A 20,336-nucleotide genomic window follows, 5' to 3' on the forward strand; every position below is an offset into this window, starting at 1 on the left:
GGCTCCGCCTTCTAGAACCCGCCGACGTCCAGCGCATCGGCGAGCCCTTCGCCCAGTGCGCCGGCGGGCGTGCCGCGCGCCGCCACATCGTCGAGCGCCGCGAGGTTGGCGATGGAGATGGAGGCGACCGCCGCCGCCCACAGGCCGCGTTCGAGATAGAGGCGCCGGATGATGCCGAAACCGAGGAGAAAGAGGAGATAGATGGCTCCCGTGGCAACACCGCCCATGATCGTCCCGGTCAAGCTGGCTCCGAGGCTCGCCACGGGCACCGCCCCGGCGAGAAGCCACAGGCAGAGCGCGATGCCCCCGGCACCGACCAGCGCATAGGCGATGCTGACACCGAGCGTCCTGGCGTAGCAGGCGAAGACGCTGCGCATGGAGAGATCGCTCGCCACCGTGATCGGGCCGAAGCGCAGGCCTTCCAGCACCCAGCGCATCTCGATGGCGCGGAACAGCGGATAGATGACGAAGGCCGCGAAGAGCAGGATGAGAATGATGATCGATCCGCCGATGTAGCCCCCCGCGCGCGGCCCCGCCACTCGCCCGATCGATTGCGCGGCAAATGTGCTGATGAACGCCACCACCGCGGTGAGCACGGCGACCAGCCACAGCCAGACGCCGCGCTTGAAGAACACCCAGCCGGTGCTCGCGAAATCCCCCGAAAGATCGCCGAAGCGGGTATGGGCGAGCTTGTAGCGTTCGAGCGCCGCCGCCCGCCAGGGATAGGCGAGCCCGAGCGTCAGAAGCGTGAGGCCATCCCACAGGGCGGCGCGCCCGGCATAGGCCCAGGCCGAGCCCGTCATCCAGAAGCGCAGGCCTCGGAAGACGGTGCGCGTCGCACGATACCGGCGGGCACGGTAGGAGGCGTATTGGCCGAGCAGGTAGAGCACCACGAACAGCGGCAGGCTGGCGAAAGCCTCCAGGCGCTCCGCCTCGAGGCCGACGAGGAAATAGACGACGTAGATCGGGGCGAGCACGGTGAGCGCGACAAGGAAGCCGATGAGGAGCTCGCGTGCGGTCCCCGTATATTCGAAGGCTTCGCGGCCGAGGCGCGTGTGCGCCCACAGATGCCGGCGGATGTCGGTGACGAGCCAGAAGCGGTAGAAGCCGAGCGTCGGCAGCTGCAGGAGGCTGCCGCGCGCAACGAGGCGAAGGAACGGCGCCCTCTCCCCGGCAAAGCTCAGGCGCTCCATCTCTCCCTCGGACCCCCGCGGCAGCGGAACCGACGGCACGACGCTCATCAAAAGACTCCTGCGCAATGAATCGAGATGCGCCACGTTAGCGTGCCGCTCCCGTTGCGTCATGCAGGCGTGGGCCCTCAGACCGTGGAGCTCGGCAGGCGGTAGTCGCGGAACTGCTCGCGCAGGGCCGTCTTCTGGATCTTGCCGGTCGCCGTATGCGGGATCGCCTCGACGAAGACGACGTCGTCCGGCAGCCACCACTTGGCGACCTTGCCGCGCATGAAGGCGAGGAGGCCCTCCCGCGTGGGCTCACGTCCCGCCTTGGGCACCACGACGAGGAGCGGCCGCTCGTCCCATTTGGGATGGGAGACGCCGATCACCGCCGCCTCGGCCACGTCCGGGTGGCCGACGGCGAGGTTCTCGAGTTCGATGGAGGAGATCCACTCGCCCCCCGACTTGATGACGTCCTTCGCCCGGTCGGTGATGCGCATGTAGCCGTGCGGGTCGATGGTGGCGACATCGCCCGTGTCGAAGAAGCCCTCCGCATCGAGGATCGCCCCGCCCTCGCCCCTGAAATAGGCGCGCGCCACGGCCGGCCCCCGCACCTTGAGCCGCCCGAAGGTCTCCCCGTCCCAGGGCAGGCGCCGCCCGGCATCATCCGTGACGACCATCTCCACCATGAAGGGGGCGAAGCCCTGCTTCGTCTTGAGGTCGAAGAGGGCCTCGCCGTCGAGCCCCGCCACCTCGGGCTTGAGCGAGCAGAAGGAGCCGAGCGGGCTCATCTCCGTCATGCCCCAGGCGTGGGAGACGGTGACGCCATAGGCCCGCTCGAACTTTTCCGTCATGGCGCGCGGACAGGCCGAGCCGCCGATGACGACGCGCTTCAGCGTCGAGAGCCCCGCCCCCGTCGCCTCGAGATGCTGCAGGAGGCCGAGCCATACGGTCGGCACCGCGGCGGTCACCGTCACGCCCTCCTCTTCGAGCAGCTGATGGATCGACGCCCCGTCGAGCTTCGCGCCGGGCAGCACGAGGCCCGCCCCCGCCATCGGCGCGGAGAAGGCGAAGGACCAGCCGTTCGCATGGAACAGCGGCACCACGGGCATGGCGATGTCACGGCTCGACAGGCCGAAGCAGTCGGCCATGTTGACGGCGAGCGCATGCAGCACGTTGGAGCGGTGCGAATAGACGACGCCCTTCGGGTGGCCCGTGGTCCCCGAGGTGTAGCACATGCCCGCCGCCGCGTTCTCGTCGAGCGGCACCCAGGCGAAATCCCCGTCCGCCTCCGCGATCCACTCCTCGTAAGGTATGGCGTTCCGCAGCGCCGTCGCCGGCATGTGCGCCGCATCCGTCAGCACGACGTAGCGCTCGACCGCCGGCAGGCGCGGGGCGAGCTTCTCCACGAGCGGCACGAAGGTGAGGTCGAGGAGGAGGATGCGGTCCTCGGCATGGTTGACGATATAGGCGATCTGGTCCTCGAAGAGACGCGGATTGACGGTGTGATAGACGGCGCCGAGGCCGGTGATGCCGTACCAGGCTTCGAGATGCCGCCAGGTGTTCCAGGCAAGCGTCGCCACCCGGTCGCCCGGCCCGATGCCGTCCCGCGCCAGGCGCTGCGCCACCTTGAGGGCGCGCGCCCTGAGGTCGCGGTAGGTCGTGCGGTGCATCGGTCCCTCGACCGAGCGCGAGACGACGGCGCGTCCCCCGTGCTGGACGGCGGCATGGTCGATGATGCGGTGAATGAGGAGCGGCCAGTCCTGCATCAGCCCCAGCATGTCGTTCCCTCCCGAAGAACGTGCGGCGACCTGTCGGCTGACGTTACGATAGAGGCGGAATCCGGCTGCGGCCAAGGGGTCGGGACAGCGGCGAAGGGCGCGGCGGAAGGCTCCCGAATGCGGAGCCCGCCGGGACCCCTCGCCGGCAGGCGTGCCTGCCCGCGAGGGAGCCTCCGACGGCCGGTCGGCGCCCGACCGATAGGCCAGCCACCCCGCCGGGTGGAATGACGGAGGCGAGGGGCTCCGGCCCTCGTCCGACCCTGCCGGTTGCATTCACGCTCCCGGCTCGCGCCATTCCCGGAAATAGGCTATTTTTCGACGAGATGGTTTTTATGTGAACCATCGCGTGGCGATCGATGCGGGCAGGAATGATGGCGGGTGTGACCGAGGCCCCGGTGGCGGCTGAGCGGGACGTGAATCTCTTGCGGGTCTGGTTCCGCTTCATCCGGATGGAGCGCAGGCTCTTTGCGGCCATCGGCCTGCGCCTGCGCGAGATCGGGCTTTCCATCCCGCAGTTCGACCTGCTCTCCACCCTCACCGAGCGCGAGGGCATCAGCCAGCAGGAGCTGGCCGAGCGGCTCTACGTGACCAAGGGCAACGTCTCTGGCCTCGTCGACCGGCTGGTGGCGGGCGACCTCGTGGAGCGCCGGGCGCTCGCCGGCGACAGGCGCTCGCACGCCCTCTTCCTCACCCCGAAGGGGCGTGCCCTCGCCGAGGAGGGCATCGCCATCCAGCGCGCCTACGTCACCGAGACGCTCGGCCGCCTGCCCGACCGCGACCTCGAGGAACTCGAGCGCATCATCCTCGCCTGGCGCGACATCCTGCGCGCGCAGGATGCTGCCCCGAAGCCCGCCGCACGCCGCCGGGGCGCGGCGTCGGCTTGAATCGATCCTGGGACGCCGAAGGGATCAGTCCCGGCGCGCCGGGCCGCACCCCGCCGGGGAGCCGCGCATCGCGGGCAGGCGCATGCAATTGTGCACTTCCGCCTTGGCGGGTCGCGGTTTTGCGTCCGCGCGGGGTGCCGCTATTGAATGCGGTGTCGATCCGGCGCGCCGGAAACGACCGGAGCCCGAGACAAGCGGAGTCCTTGCCGCCGTGGACCTTCTCAACGAACCCGCCCATGCCATCCTTGCCGCGCTCGACCGGCGAGAGCTCTCGGCCGCCGAACTGCTCGACGAGACGCTGGAGCGCATCGCCGCCGTCAACCCCGCACTCAACGCCATCGTCGCCCTCGATACCGAAGCCGCCCGCACGGCCGCCGACGCGGCGGATGCGCGGCGGGGGAAGGGCGAGGCCCGGGCGCTCGACGGCCTTGTCATCACCATCAAGGACGCCTTCGACGTCGCCGGCCTCGTCTCGACGGCCGGCGCCCCGACCTACCGCGAACGCGTGCCCGAGCGGGACGCCGCGGCGGTGGCGAGGCTGCGCGCCGCCGGCGCCGTCATCCTCGGCAAGACCAATGTGCCGGCCTTCTCGGGCGACTTCCAAGCTTACAATCCGATCTACGGCGCGACCAACAATCCCTGGGACCGCAGCCGCTCCACCGGCGGGTCGTCGGGCGGCGCGGCGGCCGCCGTCGCCACCGGCATGAGCGCCTTCGAGCTCGGTTCCGACCTCGGCGGCTCCATCCGCTGGCCGGCGCATGCCTGCGGCATCTTCGGCCTCAAGCCGACCTGGGGCCTCGTCTCGACGCGCGGCCACGTGCCGCCGCCGCCCGGCGTGACGGCCGAGGGCGACCTCGTCGCCGCCGGCCCCCTCGCCCGCTCCGCCGCCGACCTCGATCTCGTCCTCTCCGTCATCGCCGGCCCGGCCGACCCCGACGGGGTCAAGCCGCGGCTCGCCCCGCCGCGGCGCACGACGCCCGCCGGCCTGCGCGTGGCGCTGTGGGCGAACGAGACCTTCGCGCCGGTCGATGCCTCCGTGTCCGGGGCTGTCGAGCGTGCGGGGGCGCTGCTCGCCGGCGCCGGCGCAACGGTCGACGCCGCGGCACGCCCGGCCTTCGCCTTCGAGGAGGCCTTCGAGGTCTATGCCCTGATGAACCACGCGATCGTCGCCGCCGGCCTGCCGCAGAAGGTGCGCGACAGACTCGCCGCCGACGCCGTGAACTACGCGCCCGGCGACCTCTCGCATCGCGCCCTGCAGGCGCGCGGCGCGCGGCTCGATGCGGGCACCTGGGTCGCCCTGCAGGAGCGGCGCCAGGCCCTGAAGACGGCCTGGGACGCCTTCTTCAGGGATTGGGACGTGGTGCTCATGCCGCCAGCACCCGTGCCTGCGATCCCCCACGACCACTCGCCCGACTTCCACGCCCGCACGCTCGACGTAAACGGCGAGAAGCGTCCCTATTTCGACTTCCTGATGTGGTCCTCCCTCGCGAGCGGCGCGCATCTGCCGGCCGCCGTCGCCCCCGTCGCGCAGACCGCCGGCGGGCTGCCGCTCGGCGTGCAGATCGTCGCCGCCGAGGGCGCAGACCGCACCGCCATCGCGGTCGCCGGCATGCTGGAGGCCCTCGGCTGCCGCTACCGGGTGCCGCCCTTGCTGCGCTGACGCGCCAGGCGCGGCGGCGGCAGGGCGCCGCCACATCGTCGCCGCATTGTCGGCCTCATGGGGGCGGATGAGCGATCGCCGGGTGCGACGACGCCCCTTCCCGCCGCAGCGCCTTGCGCGCCTTGCCCCGCCGGTGCTGGCGGCGATGGCGGTGCTCGCCGGTTCCGGGGTCGCGGCGGCTGCCGGAATGGTGGCGGACGCCGCGCCCCTCGCCATTCACGTGCAGCTCCCCCCGCCGCGCCCCGCCGACCTCGATCGTGTCGTGAGCCTGCCGCGCACGGCCCCGCTGCCGCCACCCGATCCGCGCCGGCAGCCGGCGGTCGAGGAGGCCACGGCCCCCGCAGGGACGGAAGCGACACCGGCCGCACCGAGCGGCAGCGAAGGCGGTCGCGAGCCGCCCGCCGAGGCCGATGCCTGCGACCGCCTTCTCCCCGACGCCCGCGTCGTCGCGCGCCGCCTGGAGCCGATGGGCTACGGCAGCGGTTGCGGCATCCCCGACCCCGTGCAGCTCGAGGCGGTGGTCCTCGACGACGGACGCCGCGTTCCCATCGAGCCGGCGCCCGTCATGCGCTGCGCGCTCGCCGCAGCCGTCGCCGACTGGGCACGGCAGGATCTCGCGGCCATCGCGGCGAAAGCCGGCGCGCCGCTCACCCGCATCGCCAACGCTGCCGCCTACGACTGCCGCGGCCGCAACCGCGTCAACGGCGCCAAGCTCAGCGAGCACGGGCGCGGCAACGCCATCGACATCCGCTCGCTCACCCTCGCCGACGGGCGCGTCCTCGGCATCGCGCCGCGCGGCCTACCCGCAGGCATCGCCGTCGCCTGGAGGGAGAGCGCCTGCGCGCGCTTCACGACCGTGCTCGGCCCCGGCTCCGACGGCTACCACGAGGAGCACCTGCACGTGGATCTCGCCGCGCGGCGCAACGGCCTGCGCCTGTGCCGCTGGACCCTGCAATAGGGACATGGCCGCGCGCGGAGAGGAAATTATGATGCATCTTCCGCAACCGCCCACCTGCCCCTACCATCCTGTCGTTCCTGCAACGGCCGGATCGTCAGCCAGCCGGACTGGTGCGCGAGGGGCCAAGTCACGAAGGCGATCATGCTCAGCAATCTCGCGACGCGCGACGTCGAGACCCTGATCCACCCCTACACCAATCTAGCCGGCTTCCGCGAAACCGGCCCGCTCGTGCTCGAGCGCGGCGAGGGCGTGCGCGTCTACGACAGCGAGGGCAAGGCCTATATCGAGGGCATGGCCGGCCTCTGGTGCACCTCCCTCGGCTACGGCAATGCCGAGCTCGTCGAGGTGGCGCGCGAGCAGATGGCGAAGCTCCCCTTCACCCATCTCTTCGGCGGCAAGAGCCACGATCCGGCGATCGAGCTCGCCGAGAAGCTGAAGGAGATCGCCCCCGTCCCGATTTCCAAGGTGTTCTTCTGCAATTCTGGATCGGAGGCGAACGACACCCAGGTCAAGCTCGTCTGGTACATGAACAACGCGCTCGGCCGGCCGAAGAAGAAGAAGATCATCTCGCGCATCAAGGCCTATCACGGTGTCACCGTGGCCTCGGCGTCGCTCACGGGCCTCGTCAACAACCACCGCGACTTCGATCTGCCCATCGCCAACATCCTGCACACGGCCTGCCCGCACCACTACCGCTTTGCCGAGCCGGGCGAGACGGAGGAGGATTTTGCGAGCCGCCTCGCCACCGAGCTCGAGAGGATGATCCTTGCGGAGGGGCCTGAGACGGTCGCCGCCTTCATTGCCGAACCGGTGATGGGTGCGGGCGGCGTCATCGTGCCGCCCGCCACCTACTACGAGAAGATCGCGCCCGTTCTCGCCAGGTACGATGTCTTCTTCATCGCCGACGAGGTCATTTGCGGCTTCGGCCGGCTCGGCGAGATGTTCGGCTCGCCGGTCATGGGCATGAAGCCCCAGTCCATCTCCATCGCCAAGGCGCTGTCCTCCGCCTATCTGCCCATCGGCGGCGTCATGGTGCCGGAGGTGATGTACCAGGCGATGCTGGACGAAAGCCGCAAGATCGGCACCTTCGGCCACGGCTTTACCTATTCCGGCCATCCCGTCACGGCGGCAGTGGCGCTGAAGACGCTCGAGATCTACGAGCGCGACGACCTCGTCGGCAAGGTCAGGAAGCTCATCCCCGTATTCCAGAAGCGCCTCGGCGCCCTCGCCGACCATCCGCTCGTCGGCGAGGCGCGCGGCAAGGGCTTCGTCGGCGCCGTCGAGCTCGTCGCCGACAAGGCAACGAAGCGCGCCTTCGATCCCAAGCAGGGGGTCGGTGCGCGCTGCGCCGCCTTCGCCCAGGACGAGGGGCTCATCGCCCGCGCCATGGGCGACGCGGTGGCGCTGTGCCCGCCGCTCGTCATCACCGAGGCCGAGGTCGAGGAGATGTTCGACATGCTCGGACGCGCCCTCGATCGCACCGAGGCCTGGGTCGCCAAGGAAAGGCTGCGGGCGGCCTGAGACAACGCGCGGGAAACACCCCCGGTCATCCCGGGGCGGGGTCGGCAGGAGTGCGACCGCTTGACGACAGCGGGAGCGGTGGCCGGACGGACCGGGGGCGAACGCACCCCGCCCGCCAGAGCGTTCACGGAGCAAGCCTCAAACACCGCGGGCGGGAGCCGCACCCCCGGCCCTCTCATGCATGCCCTGCATGCGGCACCGCCGGACGGCCAGCTCCCGCCCCGAGCCCTCCACGCCAAACAGGCGGCGGAGACGAAGGCGCGGGCCCGCCGAGACAGGCCACGGTCTTCATCGTGCCGCGCAGGCGGCGTCGCCGCGAGGGGCATGCGGGGAAGACGACCAGGAGGCTCGACCGGGACACGCCCAGCGGTCATGCTTGCATCCACGAAACCGGCCGGGCGGCCGGGCCGCGGCCCCGACAAGGGACGGCCGGCCTCCGCCCGCCACCAACCGAACGGACGCGCATCCCCCATGCCGAACCGGCGCATCGTCCTGAAAGGCCTCACCGGCGCGGCGCTCGGCGCCGTGGCCTTCTCCACCTATGCCTTCGGGGTCGAGCCCGGCTTCCGGCTCGTCGTCACGGATTATGCCCTGACGCCCGACCGCTGGCCGCGGGATCTGCCGCTGACCGTCGCCGTGATCGCCGACATTCACGCCAGCGAGCCACACATGTCACTCGCGCGCGTGCGCCATATCGTCGAGACGACGAACGCGCTGGGGGCCGACCTGATCGTGCTCCTCGGCGATTTCATGACGTCGAACCGCTTCGTCACGCGACATGTGCTGCCCGACGAGTGGGGACCGGTGCTCGGCCTGCTCAAGGCACCGCTGGGCGTCCATTCCGTCCTCGGCAACCACGACTGGTGGCACGGACCGGTGCCCGGCGCACCGCCGGACGGGGCACGCGGCGTGCGGGAGGCCCTCAAGGCCGCCGGCATCACCGTGCTGGAGAACGATGCCCTGCGCCTCGCCAAGAACGGTCGCCCCTTCTGGCTGCTCGGCCTCGGCGATCAGATTGCCTACGTGCTCGGGCCGCGCCGCTTCCGCGGCGTAGACGACCTGCCCGGCACCCTCGCCAAGGTGACGGACGATGCCCCCATCATCCTGCTCGCCCACGAGCCGGACATCTTTCCGCGCGTGCCGGCCCGCGTGTCGCTGACGCTCGCCGGCCACACCCACGGCGGCCAGGTGCGCATCCTGGGCTACTCACCCATTGTGCCGTCGGAATTCGGCAACCGCTTCGCCTACGGCCTCGTACAGGAGGACGGCCGCAGCATGATCGTCTCGGGCGGCCTCGGCACGAGCATCATGCCCGTGCGCCTCGGCGTTCCGCCCGAGATCGTCACCGTGCGCCTCGGCGGCGCCCCGGCGCTGGCCTAAACCTGCCGGCGGTCGCCAGCAGACCGCCGCAAGACCTGTGCCTACTTGACGACGACCTTCGCACCGACCTGGACGCGGTTGTACAGGTCGATCACGTCGAGGTTGCGCATGCGGATGCAGCCCGAGGACACGGCCTGCCCGATCTTCTCCGGCTCGTTGGTGCCGTGGATGCGATAGAGCGTGTCGCGACCGTTCTCGTCGTAGAGATAGAGGGCGCGGGCGCCGAGCGGATTGTTGGGGCCGCCCTTGGTCGGCCTGACGTGCGGCCAGCGCTTGACCATCTCCGCCGGCGGGTTCCAGTCCGGCCATTCGGCCTTGCGCGCCATGGTCGCCGTTCCGGTCCAGCCGTAGGCCTCGTCGCCCACCGCGACGCCGTAGCGGATCGCGCGCTTGTTGGGCAGCACGTAGTAGAGCTGACGCTCACGCTGGTCGACCACGATGGTGCCCGGCGCCTCACCCGTCGGATCGCTGATCTCGTAGCGGCCGAAGATCGGATCGACCGGCGCCTGCGGCACGAGCGCCATCCACTCGCTGTCGCGCGCGGAAACCGCCGGGTCCGGAACGCCCTTGAAGGTGCAGCCAGCGAGCAGGGCCGCGGCCACCGTCAGAACCGAGATTGTCGCACCACGGCGCATCACCGCCTCGTCGCCCCTTCTGGCCCGCTGATTCGCTCGGCGAGCGCCCATCGCAATGTCGGGCGTGCTTTAGTGCAGGCCCCCAGTCGGCACAACGCCGAGTAGTGTCTGAAATCCGCGCAAGCGCGAAAAGGCGGACGAGCGTGGCATGGACACCACGCTCCCGCCTTGCGACAGTGCCGGTCATGCGAGCGTCACCCCCCGCGGCCACGAGCGGATCGGGCGGCGAGCGCGCTCGACGAACGAGCATGACCCGATCTCTCTAGCCGCTTTCATGACGTGAATGTTGCGGCGACACCGGACGCTGGGACGGCAAAGTGACCACACTCCTCGTTTCGCACCCCGCCTGCCTTGAGCATGAGATGCCTGCGGGCCACCCCGAGCGGCCGGACCGGCTGCGCGCCGTGGAGCGCGCGCTCGAGCAGGAGAAGTTCATGGCGCTGGTGCGCGAGGCCGCCCCCAGGGGCGGGCTGGACGCCATCACGCGCGTCCACCCGCAGGCCTATGCGGCTGCCATTGCCGAATCGGTGCCGCGCGCGGGCTTCGTCGACGTGGATGCGGACACCTCGATGTCGCCCGGAACCTACGAAGCCGCCCTGAGGGCCGTCGGCGCCTGCACCCTCGCCGTGGACGAGGTGGTGGCGGGCCGCGCCGCCAACGCCTTCTGCGCCATCCGCCCGCCCGGCCATCACGCCGAGCAGCGCCGGGCCATGGGTTTCTGCTTCTTCAACAACGTCGCCGTCGCCGCCCGGCATGCCCAGAAGGCGCACGGGCTCGAACGCGTGGCCATCGTCGACTGGGACGTGCATCACGGCAACGGCACGCAGCACATCTTCTGGTCAGACGCCAGCGTGCTCTACTGCTCGACCCACGAGATGCCGCTCTATCCCGGCACCGGTGCCGTCTCCGAGCGCGGGGAGCACGACACGATCGTCAATGCGCCGCTGCGGGCCGGGGATGGCGGCGAGGTCTTCCGCGACGCCATGGAGGCCGCGATCTTTCCCCGGATCTCGGCCTTCAGACCGGACCTCATCCTCATCTCGGCCGGGTTCGATGCCCATTGGCGCGACCCGCTCGCCAACATCAATCTGACGGAAGCCGATTTCGCCTGGGCGACGCGCGAACTCATGACGATCGCCGACCGGCAGTGCGGCGGGCGCATCGTCTCGATCCTGGAAGGCGGCTACGACCTCGAGGGCCTCGCGTCCTCCTCCGCCGCCCACGTCCTGGCGCTCATGAGGGGCTGAGGTCCGCTCAGCCCTCGAGGATCTCCGTCGCCGCGATCTCGATGCCGAAGCCGGCAAGGCCGACATAGGCGCGGGACATCGAGGTGAGGTTGCGGATCGAGGCGACGCCGAGATCCCGGAGGATCTGGGCCCCGAGGCCGACCTCGCGCCACTGCCGGTGGCGCTGGACCTCGGAATCCGCAGCCGCCTCCTCCGACAGCCCCATGACGGGGACGCCGGCAGTGCCCTCGCGCAGATAGACGAGCACACCCCGCCCCTCTGCGGCGAAGCGGGCGAGCGCCGCATGCAGCACCTTGGCGCCGCAGAACACGTCGGAAATGACATTGGCACGGTGCAGCCGTGTCGGCACGTTGCGCCCGTCGCCGACCGCACCGTAGACGAAGGCGAAATGGTGCACCGTGTCGAAGGGCGTCATGTAGGCGTGGCCGGTGAGCTCGCCGATCTCCGTCTGCACGGGGAACGTCGCGATGCGCTCGACGAGCTTCTCACGTGCCTGGCGGTAGGCGATGAGATCGGCGACCGAGATGCGCTTCAGCCGGTGCTTCTCGGCGAAGGCCTCGATCTGCGCGCCCTTCATCACGGTGCCGTCGTCGTTGGCGAGCTCACAGATCACGCCGACCGGCGGCAACCCCGCGAGCCTGCACAGGTCGACCGCCGCCTCCGTGTGGCCGGAGCGCATGAGCACGCCGCCCTCCTTGGCGATGAGCGGGAAGACGTGGCCCGGGCGCACGAAGTCGGTTGCGCCCATGTTGTTGTTGGCGAGCGCCCGCACCGTGTTGGCGCGCTGCTCGGCCGAGATGCCCGTGGTCAGCCCGTGGCGCACGTCGACGCTCACCGTGAAGGCCGTGCCGAGCGGCGCATCGTTCGAGGCCACCATCGGGTCGAGCCTGAGGCGCCTGGCGTCGGCGACCGTCAGCGGCGCGCAGACGATGCCGCAGGTGTTGCGGATGATGAAGGCCATCTTCTCGGGCGTGCAGAGCGAGGCGGCGCAGACGAGATCCCCCTCGTTCTCGCGGTCGTCGTCGTCGGTGACGACGACGATTTCGCCATGGGCGATCGCCTCGATGGCCTCGGTGACGGAACTGAGCATGGCGGCCTCCTCGCGGCCGGCCGCGGCCGCGCCGATGAAATCGTTGGGCGTGACGGCCCCTCCCGTCTCGCGCAGGATGAGCTCGGCCGTCTCACGCGACAGCCAGGCACCGTCGCTGTTGCACAGCTGGGTGACCGCGCCGGGCGACATTCCCAGGCGCCGCGCGAATTCCACGCGCGTCATGCGGTTGCGGGCGAGCCAGTCGGCGAGCTTCATGCCGCTGATCTACGCCCGCACCAGATTCATTTCAAGTGAATGCGCTGCCGATCGTCCAGCGCTATTTTACTGTCACTGAAACTCACGCCGGGAACGGCCAGGACGAGCTCTGCCCCACCTGGCCACGGTGGCGGAGGTAGTGATCGGCCATCACACAAGCGACCATGGCTTCCCCCACGGGTACGGCGCGGATGCCGACGCAGGGGTCGTGGCGCCCCTTGGTGAGCACGTCGGCCTCGTGGCCGTAACGATCGACCGACAGGCGTGGATTGAGGATGGAGGAGGTGGGCTTCACGGCGAAGCGCGCCACCACCGGCTGGCCCGTGGAGATGCCGCCCAGGATGCCGCCAGCGTGGTTCGACAGGAAGAGCGGCTTGCCGTCGTTGCCAAGGCGCATCTCGTCGGCGTTCTCCTCGCCCGTCAGCGCGGCGGCCTCGAAGCCCTCGCCGATCTCCACGCCCTTGACGGCGTTGATGCTCATCAGTGCCGCCGCGAGATCGGCATCGAGCTTGCCGTAGACAGGGGCCCCGAGCCCGGCGGGCACGCCCTCGGCCACGATCTCGATGACGGCACCGATGGACGAGCCGTTCTTTCGGATGCCGTCGAGATAGTCGGCGAAGAAGGCCGCGGCCTTCGCGTCGGGGCAGAAGAAGGGATTGCGCCCGACCTCCTCCCAGTCCCAGTTGCCGCGGTCGATCTTGTGCGGGCCGATCTGCACCAGCGCGCCGCGCACCACGAGACCGGGCACGACCTTGCGGGCGATGGCGCCGGCCGCGACCCGCATCGCCGTCTCGCGGGCGGAGGCACGCCCGCCGCCGCGGTAGTCTCGGATGCCGTATTTCACGTCGTAGGTGAAGTCGGCATGGCCGGGGCGGTAGCGGTCCTTGATCTCGCCGTAGTCCTTGGAGCGCTGGTCGACGTTCTCGATCACGAGGCCGATGGGCGTGCCGGTCGTCACCTGCTTCCCCGTCCGCTCGTCGGTGAACACGCCCGAGACGATCCTGACCGTGTCGGGCTCGCGCCGCTGCGTCGTGAAGCGCGACTGGCCCGGCCGGCGCCGGTCGAGCTCGGCCTGGATGTCCGCCTCGGTGAGCGGGATGCGCGGCGGACAGCCGTCGACGACGCAGCCGATGGCCGGGCCGTGGCTCTCGCCGAAGGTGGTGATGCGGAAGAGGTGGCCGAAGCTGTTGTGGGACATGGGAACCGCCGCTGCAGACGCGGCGGTCTTAGAGGCAAAGCGGCGCGCCGGTCAAACGCGGCGATCTCACTGCACAGTCACGACATAGCCGACGCTCGTCGTCGACGTACGCCCGGCATCGTCCCAATCATAGACCTCGTTCACCGTGAACCGGTCCTCGCCCCTGAACGCCTTGTCGGGCGTGTAGCTGACGGGCGTACCCGTCGTCGGGGCACCCCTGCAGGGATGCTGCGGGTCGGTGAATGCGAGCCTGCCCTGCCAGAACCGTCCTGGCCGTGTTTCGGCCCGCTACCCAGGCTGGGACGCGGCGGCGCCCCGTTGTCGCAGCCGCGGGTGCAAAGCGCCATCCTGCCGAAGGGGTGCAAGGAGGCGCGGCGAGGGCTGGTGTTTCCCCGGTCGTCAGGCCATCCCGAAGCCGGTGCGGCGCTGGACGGACAGGGCCAGTCGCAGGAGCCGCGGCCGCGTCTTCACGGCGAAACGCAGGCGCTCCAAGGCCATGAGCACCAGGGCGGCCAGACGCCCCTTGAGCGTCAGGCCCTCGACGCGCGTGAAGGTTTCGATGCGCTCCGGGCAATAGCGGTGCTTGTATGCGGCCTCGCCCACGCCGAGGTCGAACCAGTGGAAGCCGCGATCGCACAGATCGGCGATGACATTTGCCACCAGGACGTCGCCGGGGCTGAATGCGGCGACCGTCGGCTCCGTCTCGTACGACAGGAACATCGCCGAGAACTCCCGCCCGTCGGAGGCTCCCCCGAGAACGGCGACCACACGCGCATCAAGCTGCAGCGCATAGAGTTCGAGGGCCGCCGGCCTTCCTCGGCGCGCCGCGGCGAGGCGGGCGAGAAAGGCTTCAGCTCCCGGCTCGGCGAAGGGATTGCGTTGCCCCATCTCCCGGAACCGCTCGGCCTTCTGGGCGAGGAAGGCCGACAGGACGCGCGCGGCATCGCGCTCCGGCTCGATGCGCGCGATACCGAATGCACCGAGACGCCCGAGCGCCTGCATCTTGTAGCGCAGCTTCTTGCGCCGGCTCTTCGACAGGATGCGCGCGGCGACCTCCTCGGCCGGCCCGTCGAGCACCAGGCCGAAGCCCGGGTCGGGCGCCGGCAGCGGCCGGCCCCCAAGCAGCGGATTGCCACGCCCGCGCCAGCGACCTGGGAGGTTGCGCAGCACGACAACGTCGGCAAGGCCGCTTGAAACGACGGCTTCGTCGAGCACCTGCGTCAACGCACGCGCGTCGATTGCGCCGGCGAGGTTGCGAGAGACGAGCGGCAGGCAGAAATTCGCGTGACGGCCACCGGGACAGGTGGCGATCCGCAGGCCGAAGCGCCGCGCGACAGCGAGCGGCAGGAGGATCTCCACTGCGCCCTCGGCGTCTCGGCCAGCGACGACCGCAGGCGTCGCGCCCATCCGCTCGCCGATGGTCTCGAACCAGGCGGAGAGGAAATCGAAACGCTGATAGGGAGTTGCGTCTGACCGCGCCTCGAGGTCGCGCCAAGCCCCCTCCACTTCGCCGAAGCGGCCATGGACTGTCCAGGTGAGCCCGATCAGCCCCCGCGAGACCTCCGGGCGGCCGCGCCGCTCGCCCGGCCGCGCTTCGGCAGCCGACGCGGATCGTTGCCGGCACTCCGTGGTCAGGGGGGCAGCCTCCGGCATGGAAAGCTCACGCGGCGTTCTGCAGGAAGTGGACGACGGCGCGCGCCTCGGCCGCCGGCGCGCGCTCGGCCGGTGCCCCATGCCACTCGCCGTGAGCCGGGATGCATTCACCCTTCATGACCAGCGTGAGCGGACCGAGCCGTGCGAAGTCCCCCACGAAGGTGTCGTAAAGCACGGTCGAGCCTGCGCCAATGGTGACGCCATCGCCCACGGTGACGCGGCCGACCTTCATGACGCGGTCTTCGTAGAGATGCGTCTGCAGGGCCGACAGGGCGTTGACGGCGCAGAAATCGCCGACCTTGACGCAGTCGAACTCCGTGATGTCGGTCGTGTCCATGAAGACGCCCTTGCCGAACCTGCAGCCGAAGAGGCGCAGCACCCAAGGCAGCATCGGCGAGCCGCGCAGGTGGTCAAGCAGCACCTTGCCGGCGAGGCCCCAGTACATGACCGCGACGGCCTCGGTGCGCAGCGCCCACCAGGACCACATGGGCTTCATGGTCGGCCTGTAGACGCCCATCAGCGTCCATTTCACGCCGATGACGACGAGCGCCATGGCGCAGGAGATGACGACGCTCGCCGCCAGGAAGAGCGGAAGGAGCGTCCACCATTCGCCCCCGATGATCGACGGTGCCAGCACCTCGACGGCGAGCGTGCCGAAGGTGATGAACAGCATCGTCGGCAGGGAGAGGTTGAAGGCCTCGAAGACGGCCCGGCCGAGACGGCGCCACCGCGAGGGCTCGAAGGTCCAGTTGGCGCCGATGCCGTCGAACCTCTGGCGCACCGGCAGCTTGATCGGCGGCGAGCCGAACCAGGTATCGCCGGCGCTCATCAGGGTGTTTGCCGGCGGCTTCGACTTGATGCCGATGAGCGAGCCCGTCGGAATGTGGCTGCCGGGCGGCACGACGGCGTCGTTGCCGACGAAGACCCGCGCCTCGGTCTTCACCGCCTTCAAGGTCATCCAGCCGCGGCGCACGTCCTCGTCGCCGAGGACGACCTCGTCGGCGATGAAGCACTTCTCACCGATCTCGGTGAGATCGTAGCGGCCAGCCAGGTTGCAGGAGATCTCGGCGTCCTTGCCGATCCTGGCGCCCATCAGGCGATACCAGCCGCGCATGTAGACCGTCGCATAGAGCGAGGACAGCGTGTCGAGCGTCACCTCCGTGGCGAGCGCGACGATCCACTTGCGCAGGTAGAAGCCCGAGTGGACGGAGTAGACGCCCTCGCGCACCCGCGGCAGCACCAGCCAGCGAAGGGCTGCGACGAGCAGCACCGTCACCGCCACGAGCGCCATGGCCGTCGGCCAGGCGACGAGCGGCAGATAGGTGGTGTAGCCGAGGCGCGTCAGCCCACCGATCAGCGTGTCGAGCTGGTCGAAGAGATAGAAGGCCGGGAAAATCGGCAGCAGGCTCACCGGCGGCAGGATGAGGAGCGCGAGGATGTAGACGAAGGCGTTGAGGGCCTTGCGTCCCCGCGAGGCGTCGGCAGGGGCCGGCAGTTCGTCCTTCGGGACGGTGCCGACGCGGCGTCCCGGCGACCCGTCCCACTTCTCCCAGGCGCCGACGCGCGTCTCGGCGGCGATCGCCGTCAGGTCGCCGAGCTCGGCGCCCTCCCCGATCACGACGTCGTGCCCGATGACGCAGGAGGTACCGACATAGGCGTCGTCGCCGATCGTGATCTCGCCGATGATCAGCTCGTTGCCGACGACCTCGGCATTCGCGAGCTTGACCTTGCCGCCGATGGAGGCCCCCCGGCCGATGCTGACGAGGTCAATGGCGCCGCTCTCCACCTCGGCAACGAGCGCGTCCGCCCCGACCTTCGCGCCGAGCGCCCGCAGATAGACGCGCATGATCGGCGAGCCCTGGAACCACTTCAGGTGGGTGAGGCTCGTCAGGCGCTGTGCCAGCCACCAGCGATAGTAGTATACGCCCCACAGGGGATAGCGCCCCGGCCTTGTCCGTCCGATGACGAGCCACTTGCCGGCGATGGCGACAGCGACCGTGATGACGTTGATCGCCATGTAGACGGCGAGCAACGTCGCAAGCTCGACCAGGAAGCCCGCCCCCTCGCCCGAGATGATCATGTAGCTCACGAAGACGCCGAGCCACTGGGCGGTCATCAGGCCGAGGATGACGGGCAGCGCCGCCGCCTGGGCAAGGCCACAGAGGAAGCGGCGCAGGAGCGGCGGGGGCTCGAATTCGAGGTTCTGCGGCGGCAGCCCTTCCGCCGGCGCCCTTTCGTCGAGCCGGGCGGCCATCGCCCTGAGCGAGCGCGCGGCGTAGACGTCCTGCAGCGTGATGCCGGCAAGCGCCGGATTCTCGCGCACGGCCGAGACGAAGCGGGCGGCAAGAAGCGAATGGCCACCGAGCTCGGTGAAGAAATCCGCCTCGAGCGGCAGGGCCTGGCCGGGGAAGACCCCCTGGGCGGCGGCGAGGAGCGCCGCCTCGGTCGGCGTGCGCGGCTCGTCCTGCATCTCCGTCCGCTCGGCGACGGTGAGCACAGCCGCCTTCAGCACTTTGCGGTCGACCTTGCCGGAGACGAGGCGCGGCAGGCTGTCCACGACCTCGAAATGGGCCGGTACCATGTAGGACGGCAGCTTGTCGCGCAACGACATGCGCAGCCCCAGCCTGTCGATGCTCCTGCCCGGGTCGGGCACGAGGAAGGCGACAAGCCGGTCGAGGCCGTCGTCCTGGCGCAGCACGACGGCGGCCTGCGAAACGCCGGGGAAATCGGCGAGCTTCGCCTCGATTTCCCCAAGTTCGACACGGAAACCGCGGATCTTCACCTGGTCGTCGATGCGGCCGTGAAAGACGATGTTGCCGGCCTGATCGAGGCTGACGGCGTCCCCCGAGCGGTAGAGGATCGGATCGCCTGCGTCCGAGGTGAACGGATTGACGATGAACTTCTCCGCCGTCAGCTCCGGGCGGCCGAGATAGCCCTGCGCCACGCCCGGCCCGCCGATCAGCAGCTCGCCCTGCACGCCGGGCGGCAGGAGTTCCAGCGCGTCGTCGACGACATAGGCCGTGTAGTTCGGAAGCGGCCGGCCGATCGTCACTGCCTCGCCCGGCCGCACCTCGGCGACGGTCGCGACCACCGTCGCCTCGGTCGGTCCGTAGCTGTTGAAGATGCGCCGGCCGGGACGCGACCAGCGTGCCGCGACGGAAGGCGGGCAGGCCTCGCCGCCAAGGATGATGACACGCAGGCTCGGCACGTCGCGGGCGAGCATGGCGAGGAGCGTCGGCACGGTGTCGAGCACGGTGACACCCGCTTCGGCCAGCAGGTCGGGCAGGCGATCGGTGTCGCCCATCATCTCCGGCGTCGCGACGAAAAGCGTCGCGCCGACGAGATAGGGCACCCAGATCTCCTCCATCGAGAGATCGAAGGCGACCGAGGCACCCTGGAAGACGACGTCCTCCGGCACGAGGCCGTAGACGGCATTCGCCGCCCGCAGGAAATGGCAGATGTTGCGCTGGGAGACGACGATGCCCTTGGGCGTGCCCGTGGAGCCCGAGGTGTAGATGAGATAGGCGGGATGGTCGGCGGTAAGCCCGCGGGCGCGGGGATTGACGGGGCGGTCGTCCGTCGGATCGACGAGCTCCGCCGGCGTCCAGACCGTGCGCCCCGTCGCCTCGGCCCGCGGGGCGAAGGCCTCGCTCGTCAGGAGCCCGCTCGCCCCCGCGTCGCCGAGACAGGTGGCGATGCGCTCGACGGGCGCGTCCGCATCGAAGGGCAGCCAGGCCGCGCCCGATTTCGCGACGGCGATCTGGGCGATGAGCAGCTCGGGGCCGCGCGCCATCCACAGGCCCACCACGTCCCCCGGACGAATGCCGGCGCGAATGAGACCGCGGGCCACGGCATCGGCCTCGGCATCGACCTGTGCATAGGTCCAGACGCGGCTGCCGCTGACGAGGGCGATGCGATAGCCGCGCTGGCGTGCCGTCGTCGAGAAGATGTCGGCCAGAACCTCGTCGCGCAGGAGGTCGGGGCGGACCTCGCCCACGAGTCGCGCCTCGAGCCGCGCGCCGGCCGCCGGGTCCGCCTCTCCCGCCTCGAGGAGCGATCGGTTCGTGACAATCTGGTTCATCGGCGCCTCACGCCGGAGACGCACACGCCAGCCTCTCCCGCACAACCTCACGGCCACGCGGGCTGCATCGGCCGAAGCCGACAGCAAGACCCTCGAGTGCTGCCCCGTTCCTGACTCCGCGCCCCGGGCCGGCTGCCCCCAACCGTCGTCGCCCGGTCGGCGCGAGGCGGATTTACCCACCCCGCCTCCAGTACCTATTGCCGTGAGACGCGTGAACCCACGATGAACGAATCTGAACGCCGGCTGCCCGGGGCTCTCAGGTCGCTGCGGGCACCCATTCTGCGGCGCCCCCCGCGAAGACCAGGATGCGGCCCTGCCAGATGTCGACGCCCGGCGCCTCGTCCTTCGGCGCTCCGGCGAAGAGCGCCAGGAGGGCGCGCGCAACACCTCCGTGCGACACGACGACCGTGTCGCGCGTCAGGCCCTCCATGAAGGGCCGCACCCGCTCGGCGAGCATGGCGTAGCTCTCACCACCCGGGGGCACGTAGTGCCAGCGGTCCGCCCTGCTGGCGCGGTGACCCTGCGGATCCCGCGCGCGGATCTCCCCCCAGGTCAGCCCTTCCCATTGGCCGAAGGCGATTTCGCGCAGTCGCTCGTCGACATCGTAGTCGTGAGGATCGAGCCCGATGGCGCCGCGCAGCCCCTCGATGGTCTCACGCGTACGCAGCATCGGGCTGGCAACGAAGTCGAGGTCCGCGCAGCCGAGCCCGAGCTTCTGCAGGAGAGCACCGGCCCGCGCCGCCTGCTCACGGCCGACATCGTTCAGGGGCACGTCGCGCGTGCCCTGCAGGCGGCCCTCGGCGTTCCAGTCGGTCTCGCCGTGGCGGACGAAATAGACGGTCGGACGCGTCACCCGAGCG

The 20,336-nt window shown here is 70.2% G+C and carries 14 protein-coding genes; 6 read left to right on the top strand and 8 right to left on the bottom strand.

Annotated elements, in window-relative coordinates:
• Window positions 1–11 precede the first annotated feature (11 nt).
• Together QNA08_RS05735 and QNA08_RS05740 are read right to left on the bottom strand one after the other, a co-directional pair.
• On the bottom strand, window positions 12–1,241 hold the full coding sequence (locus QNA08_RS05735; RefSeq protein WP_283739733.1) for a DUF898 family protein: 1,230 nt from the start codon (window positions 1,239–1,241) through the stop codon (window positions 12–14).
• A 77-nt stretch (window positions 1,242–1,318) separates the two neighbouring features.
• Window positions 1,319–2,953 (bottom strand): long-chain-fatty-acid--CoA ligase, encoded by a 1,635-nt coding sequence (locus QNA08_RS05740; protein WP_283739734.1) that lies wholly within the window; start codon window positions 2,951–2,953, stop codon window positions 1,319–1,321.
• Between the two features lie 371 nt (window positions 2,954–3,324).
• Between QNA08_RS05740 and QNA08_RS05745 the strand changes: the two genes are divergently transcribed.
• The 5 genes from QNA08_RS05745 to QNA08_RS05765 all read left to right on the top strand — a co-directional run bounded on the left by QNA08_RS05745 (window position 3,325) and on the right by QNA08_RS05765 (window position 9,356).
• The gene (locus tag QNA08_RS05745; RefSeq protein ID WP_283740076.1) at window positions 3,325–3,837 is read left to right on the top strand and encodes a MarR family winged helix-turn-helix transcriptional regulator; all 513 of its coding nucleotides are present in this window, start codon (window positions 3,325–3,327) and stop codon (window positions 3,835–3,837) included.
• Window positions 3,838–4,048: 211 nt separating this feature from the next.
• Window positions 4,049–5,497, top strand: a complete 1,449-nt coding sequence (locus QNA08_RS05750; RefSeq protein WP_283739735.1) for an amidase — start codon at window positions 4,049–4,051, stop codon at window positions 5,495–5,497.
• Window positions 5,498–5,564: 67 nt separating this feature from the next.
• Window positions 5,565–6,455 (top strand): extensin-like domain-containing protein, encoded by an 891-nt coding sequence (locus QNA08_RS05755; protein ID WP_283739736.1) that lies wholly within the window; start codon window positions 5,565–5,567, stop codon window positions 6,453–6,455.
• A 141-nt stretch (window positions 6,456–6,596) separates the two neighbouring features.
• Complete coding sequence (locus QNA08_RS05760) at window positions 6,597–7,976, top strand: aspartate aminotransferase family protein (RefSeq protein ID WP_283739737.1); 1,380 nt, start codon at window positions 6,597–6,599, stop codon at window positions 7,974–7,976.
• Window positions 7,977–8,447: 471 nt separating this feature from the next.
• Entirely contained in the window at window positions 8,448–9,356 is a 909-nt protein-coding gene (locus QNA08_RS05765) for a metallophosphoesterase (RefSeq protein ID WP_283739738.1), read from the top strand.
• Window positions 9,357–9,397: 41 nt separating this feature from the next.
• On the opposite strand, the gene QNA08_RS05770 is transcribed toward QNA08_RS05765, so the two are convergent.
• Window positions 9,398–9,991, bottom strand: coding sequence for a L,D-transpeptidase (locus QNA08_RS05770; protein ID WP_283739739.1), 594 nt, complete (start codon window positions 9,989–9,991; stop codon window positions 9,398–9,400).
• Window positions 9,992–10,308: 317 nt separating this feature from the next.
• Here QNA08_RS05770 and QNA08_RS05775 point away from each other — a divergent pair, with 317 nt between their 5' ends.
• The gene (locus QNA08_RS05775; protein WP_283739740.1) at window positions 10,309–11,238 is read left to right on the top strand and encodes a histone deacetylase family protein; all 930 of its coding nucleotides are present in this window, start codon (window positions 10,309–10,311) and stop codon (window positions 11,236–11,238) included.
• A gap of 7 nt (window positions 11,239–11,245) precedes the next feature.
• Here the strand turns inward: QNA08_RS05775 and ribB are convergent, their stop codons facing one another.
• The 5 genes from ribB to QNA08_RS05800 form a co-directional block, all read right to left on the bottom strand.
• Entirely contained in the window at window positions 11,246–12,544 is a 1,299-nt protein-coding gene (gene ribB, locus QNA08_RS05780) for a 3,4-dihydroxy-2-butanone-4-phosphate synthase (RefSeq protein WP_283739741.1), read from the bottom strand.
• An 82-nt stretch (window positions 12,545–12,626) separates the two neighbouring features.
• On the bottom strand, window positions 12,627–13,742 hold the full coding sequence (aroC, locus tag QNA08_RS05785) for a chorismate synthase (RefSeq protein ID WP_283739742.1): 1,116 nt from the start codon (window positions 13,740–13,742) through the stop codon (window positions 12,627–12,629).
• A gap of 399 nt (window positions 13,743–14,141) precedes the next feature.
• On the bottom strand, window positions 14,142–15,395 hold the full coding sequence (locus tag QNA08_RS05790) for a GNAT family N-acetyltransferase (RefSeq protein WP_283739743.1): 1,254 nt from the start codon (window positions 15,393–15,395) through the stop codon (window positions 14,142–14,144).
• A 7-nt stretch (window positions 15,396–15,402) separates the two neighbouring features.
• Entirely contained in the window at window positions 15,403–19,476 is a 4,074-nt protein-coding gene (locus QNA08_RS05795; protein WP_283739744.1) for a Pls/PosA family non-ribosomal peptide synthetase, read from the bottom strand.
• Window positions 19,477–19,732: 256 nt separating this feature from the next.
• Window positions 19,733–20,329 carry a histidine phosphatase family protein gene (locus tag QNA08_RS05800; protein WP_283739745.1) on the bottom strand — a complete coding sequence of 199 codons (597 nt, stop codon included), beginning with the start codon at window positions 20,327–20,329 and terminating at the stop codon, window positions 19,733–19,735.
• Window positions 20,330–20,336: the final 7 nt, after the last annotated feature.

This window comes from Chelatococcus albus, assembly GCF_030067675.1.
Classification (GTDB): Bacteria; Pseudomonadota; Alphaproteobacteria; order Rhizobiales; family Beijerinckiaceae; genus Chelatococcus_A; species Chelatococcus_A albus.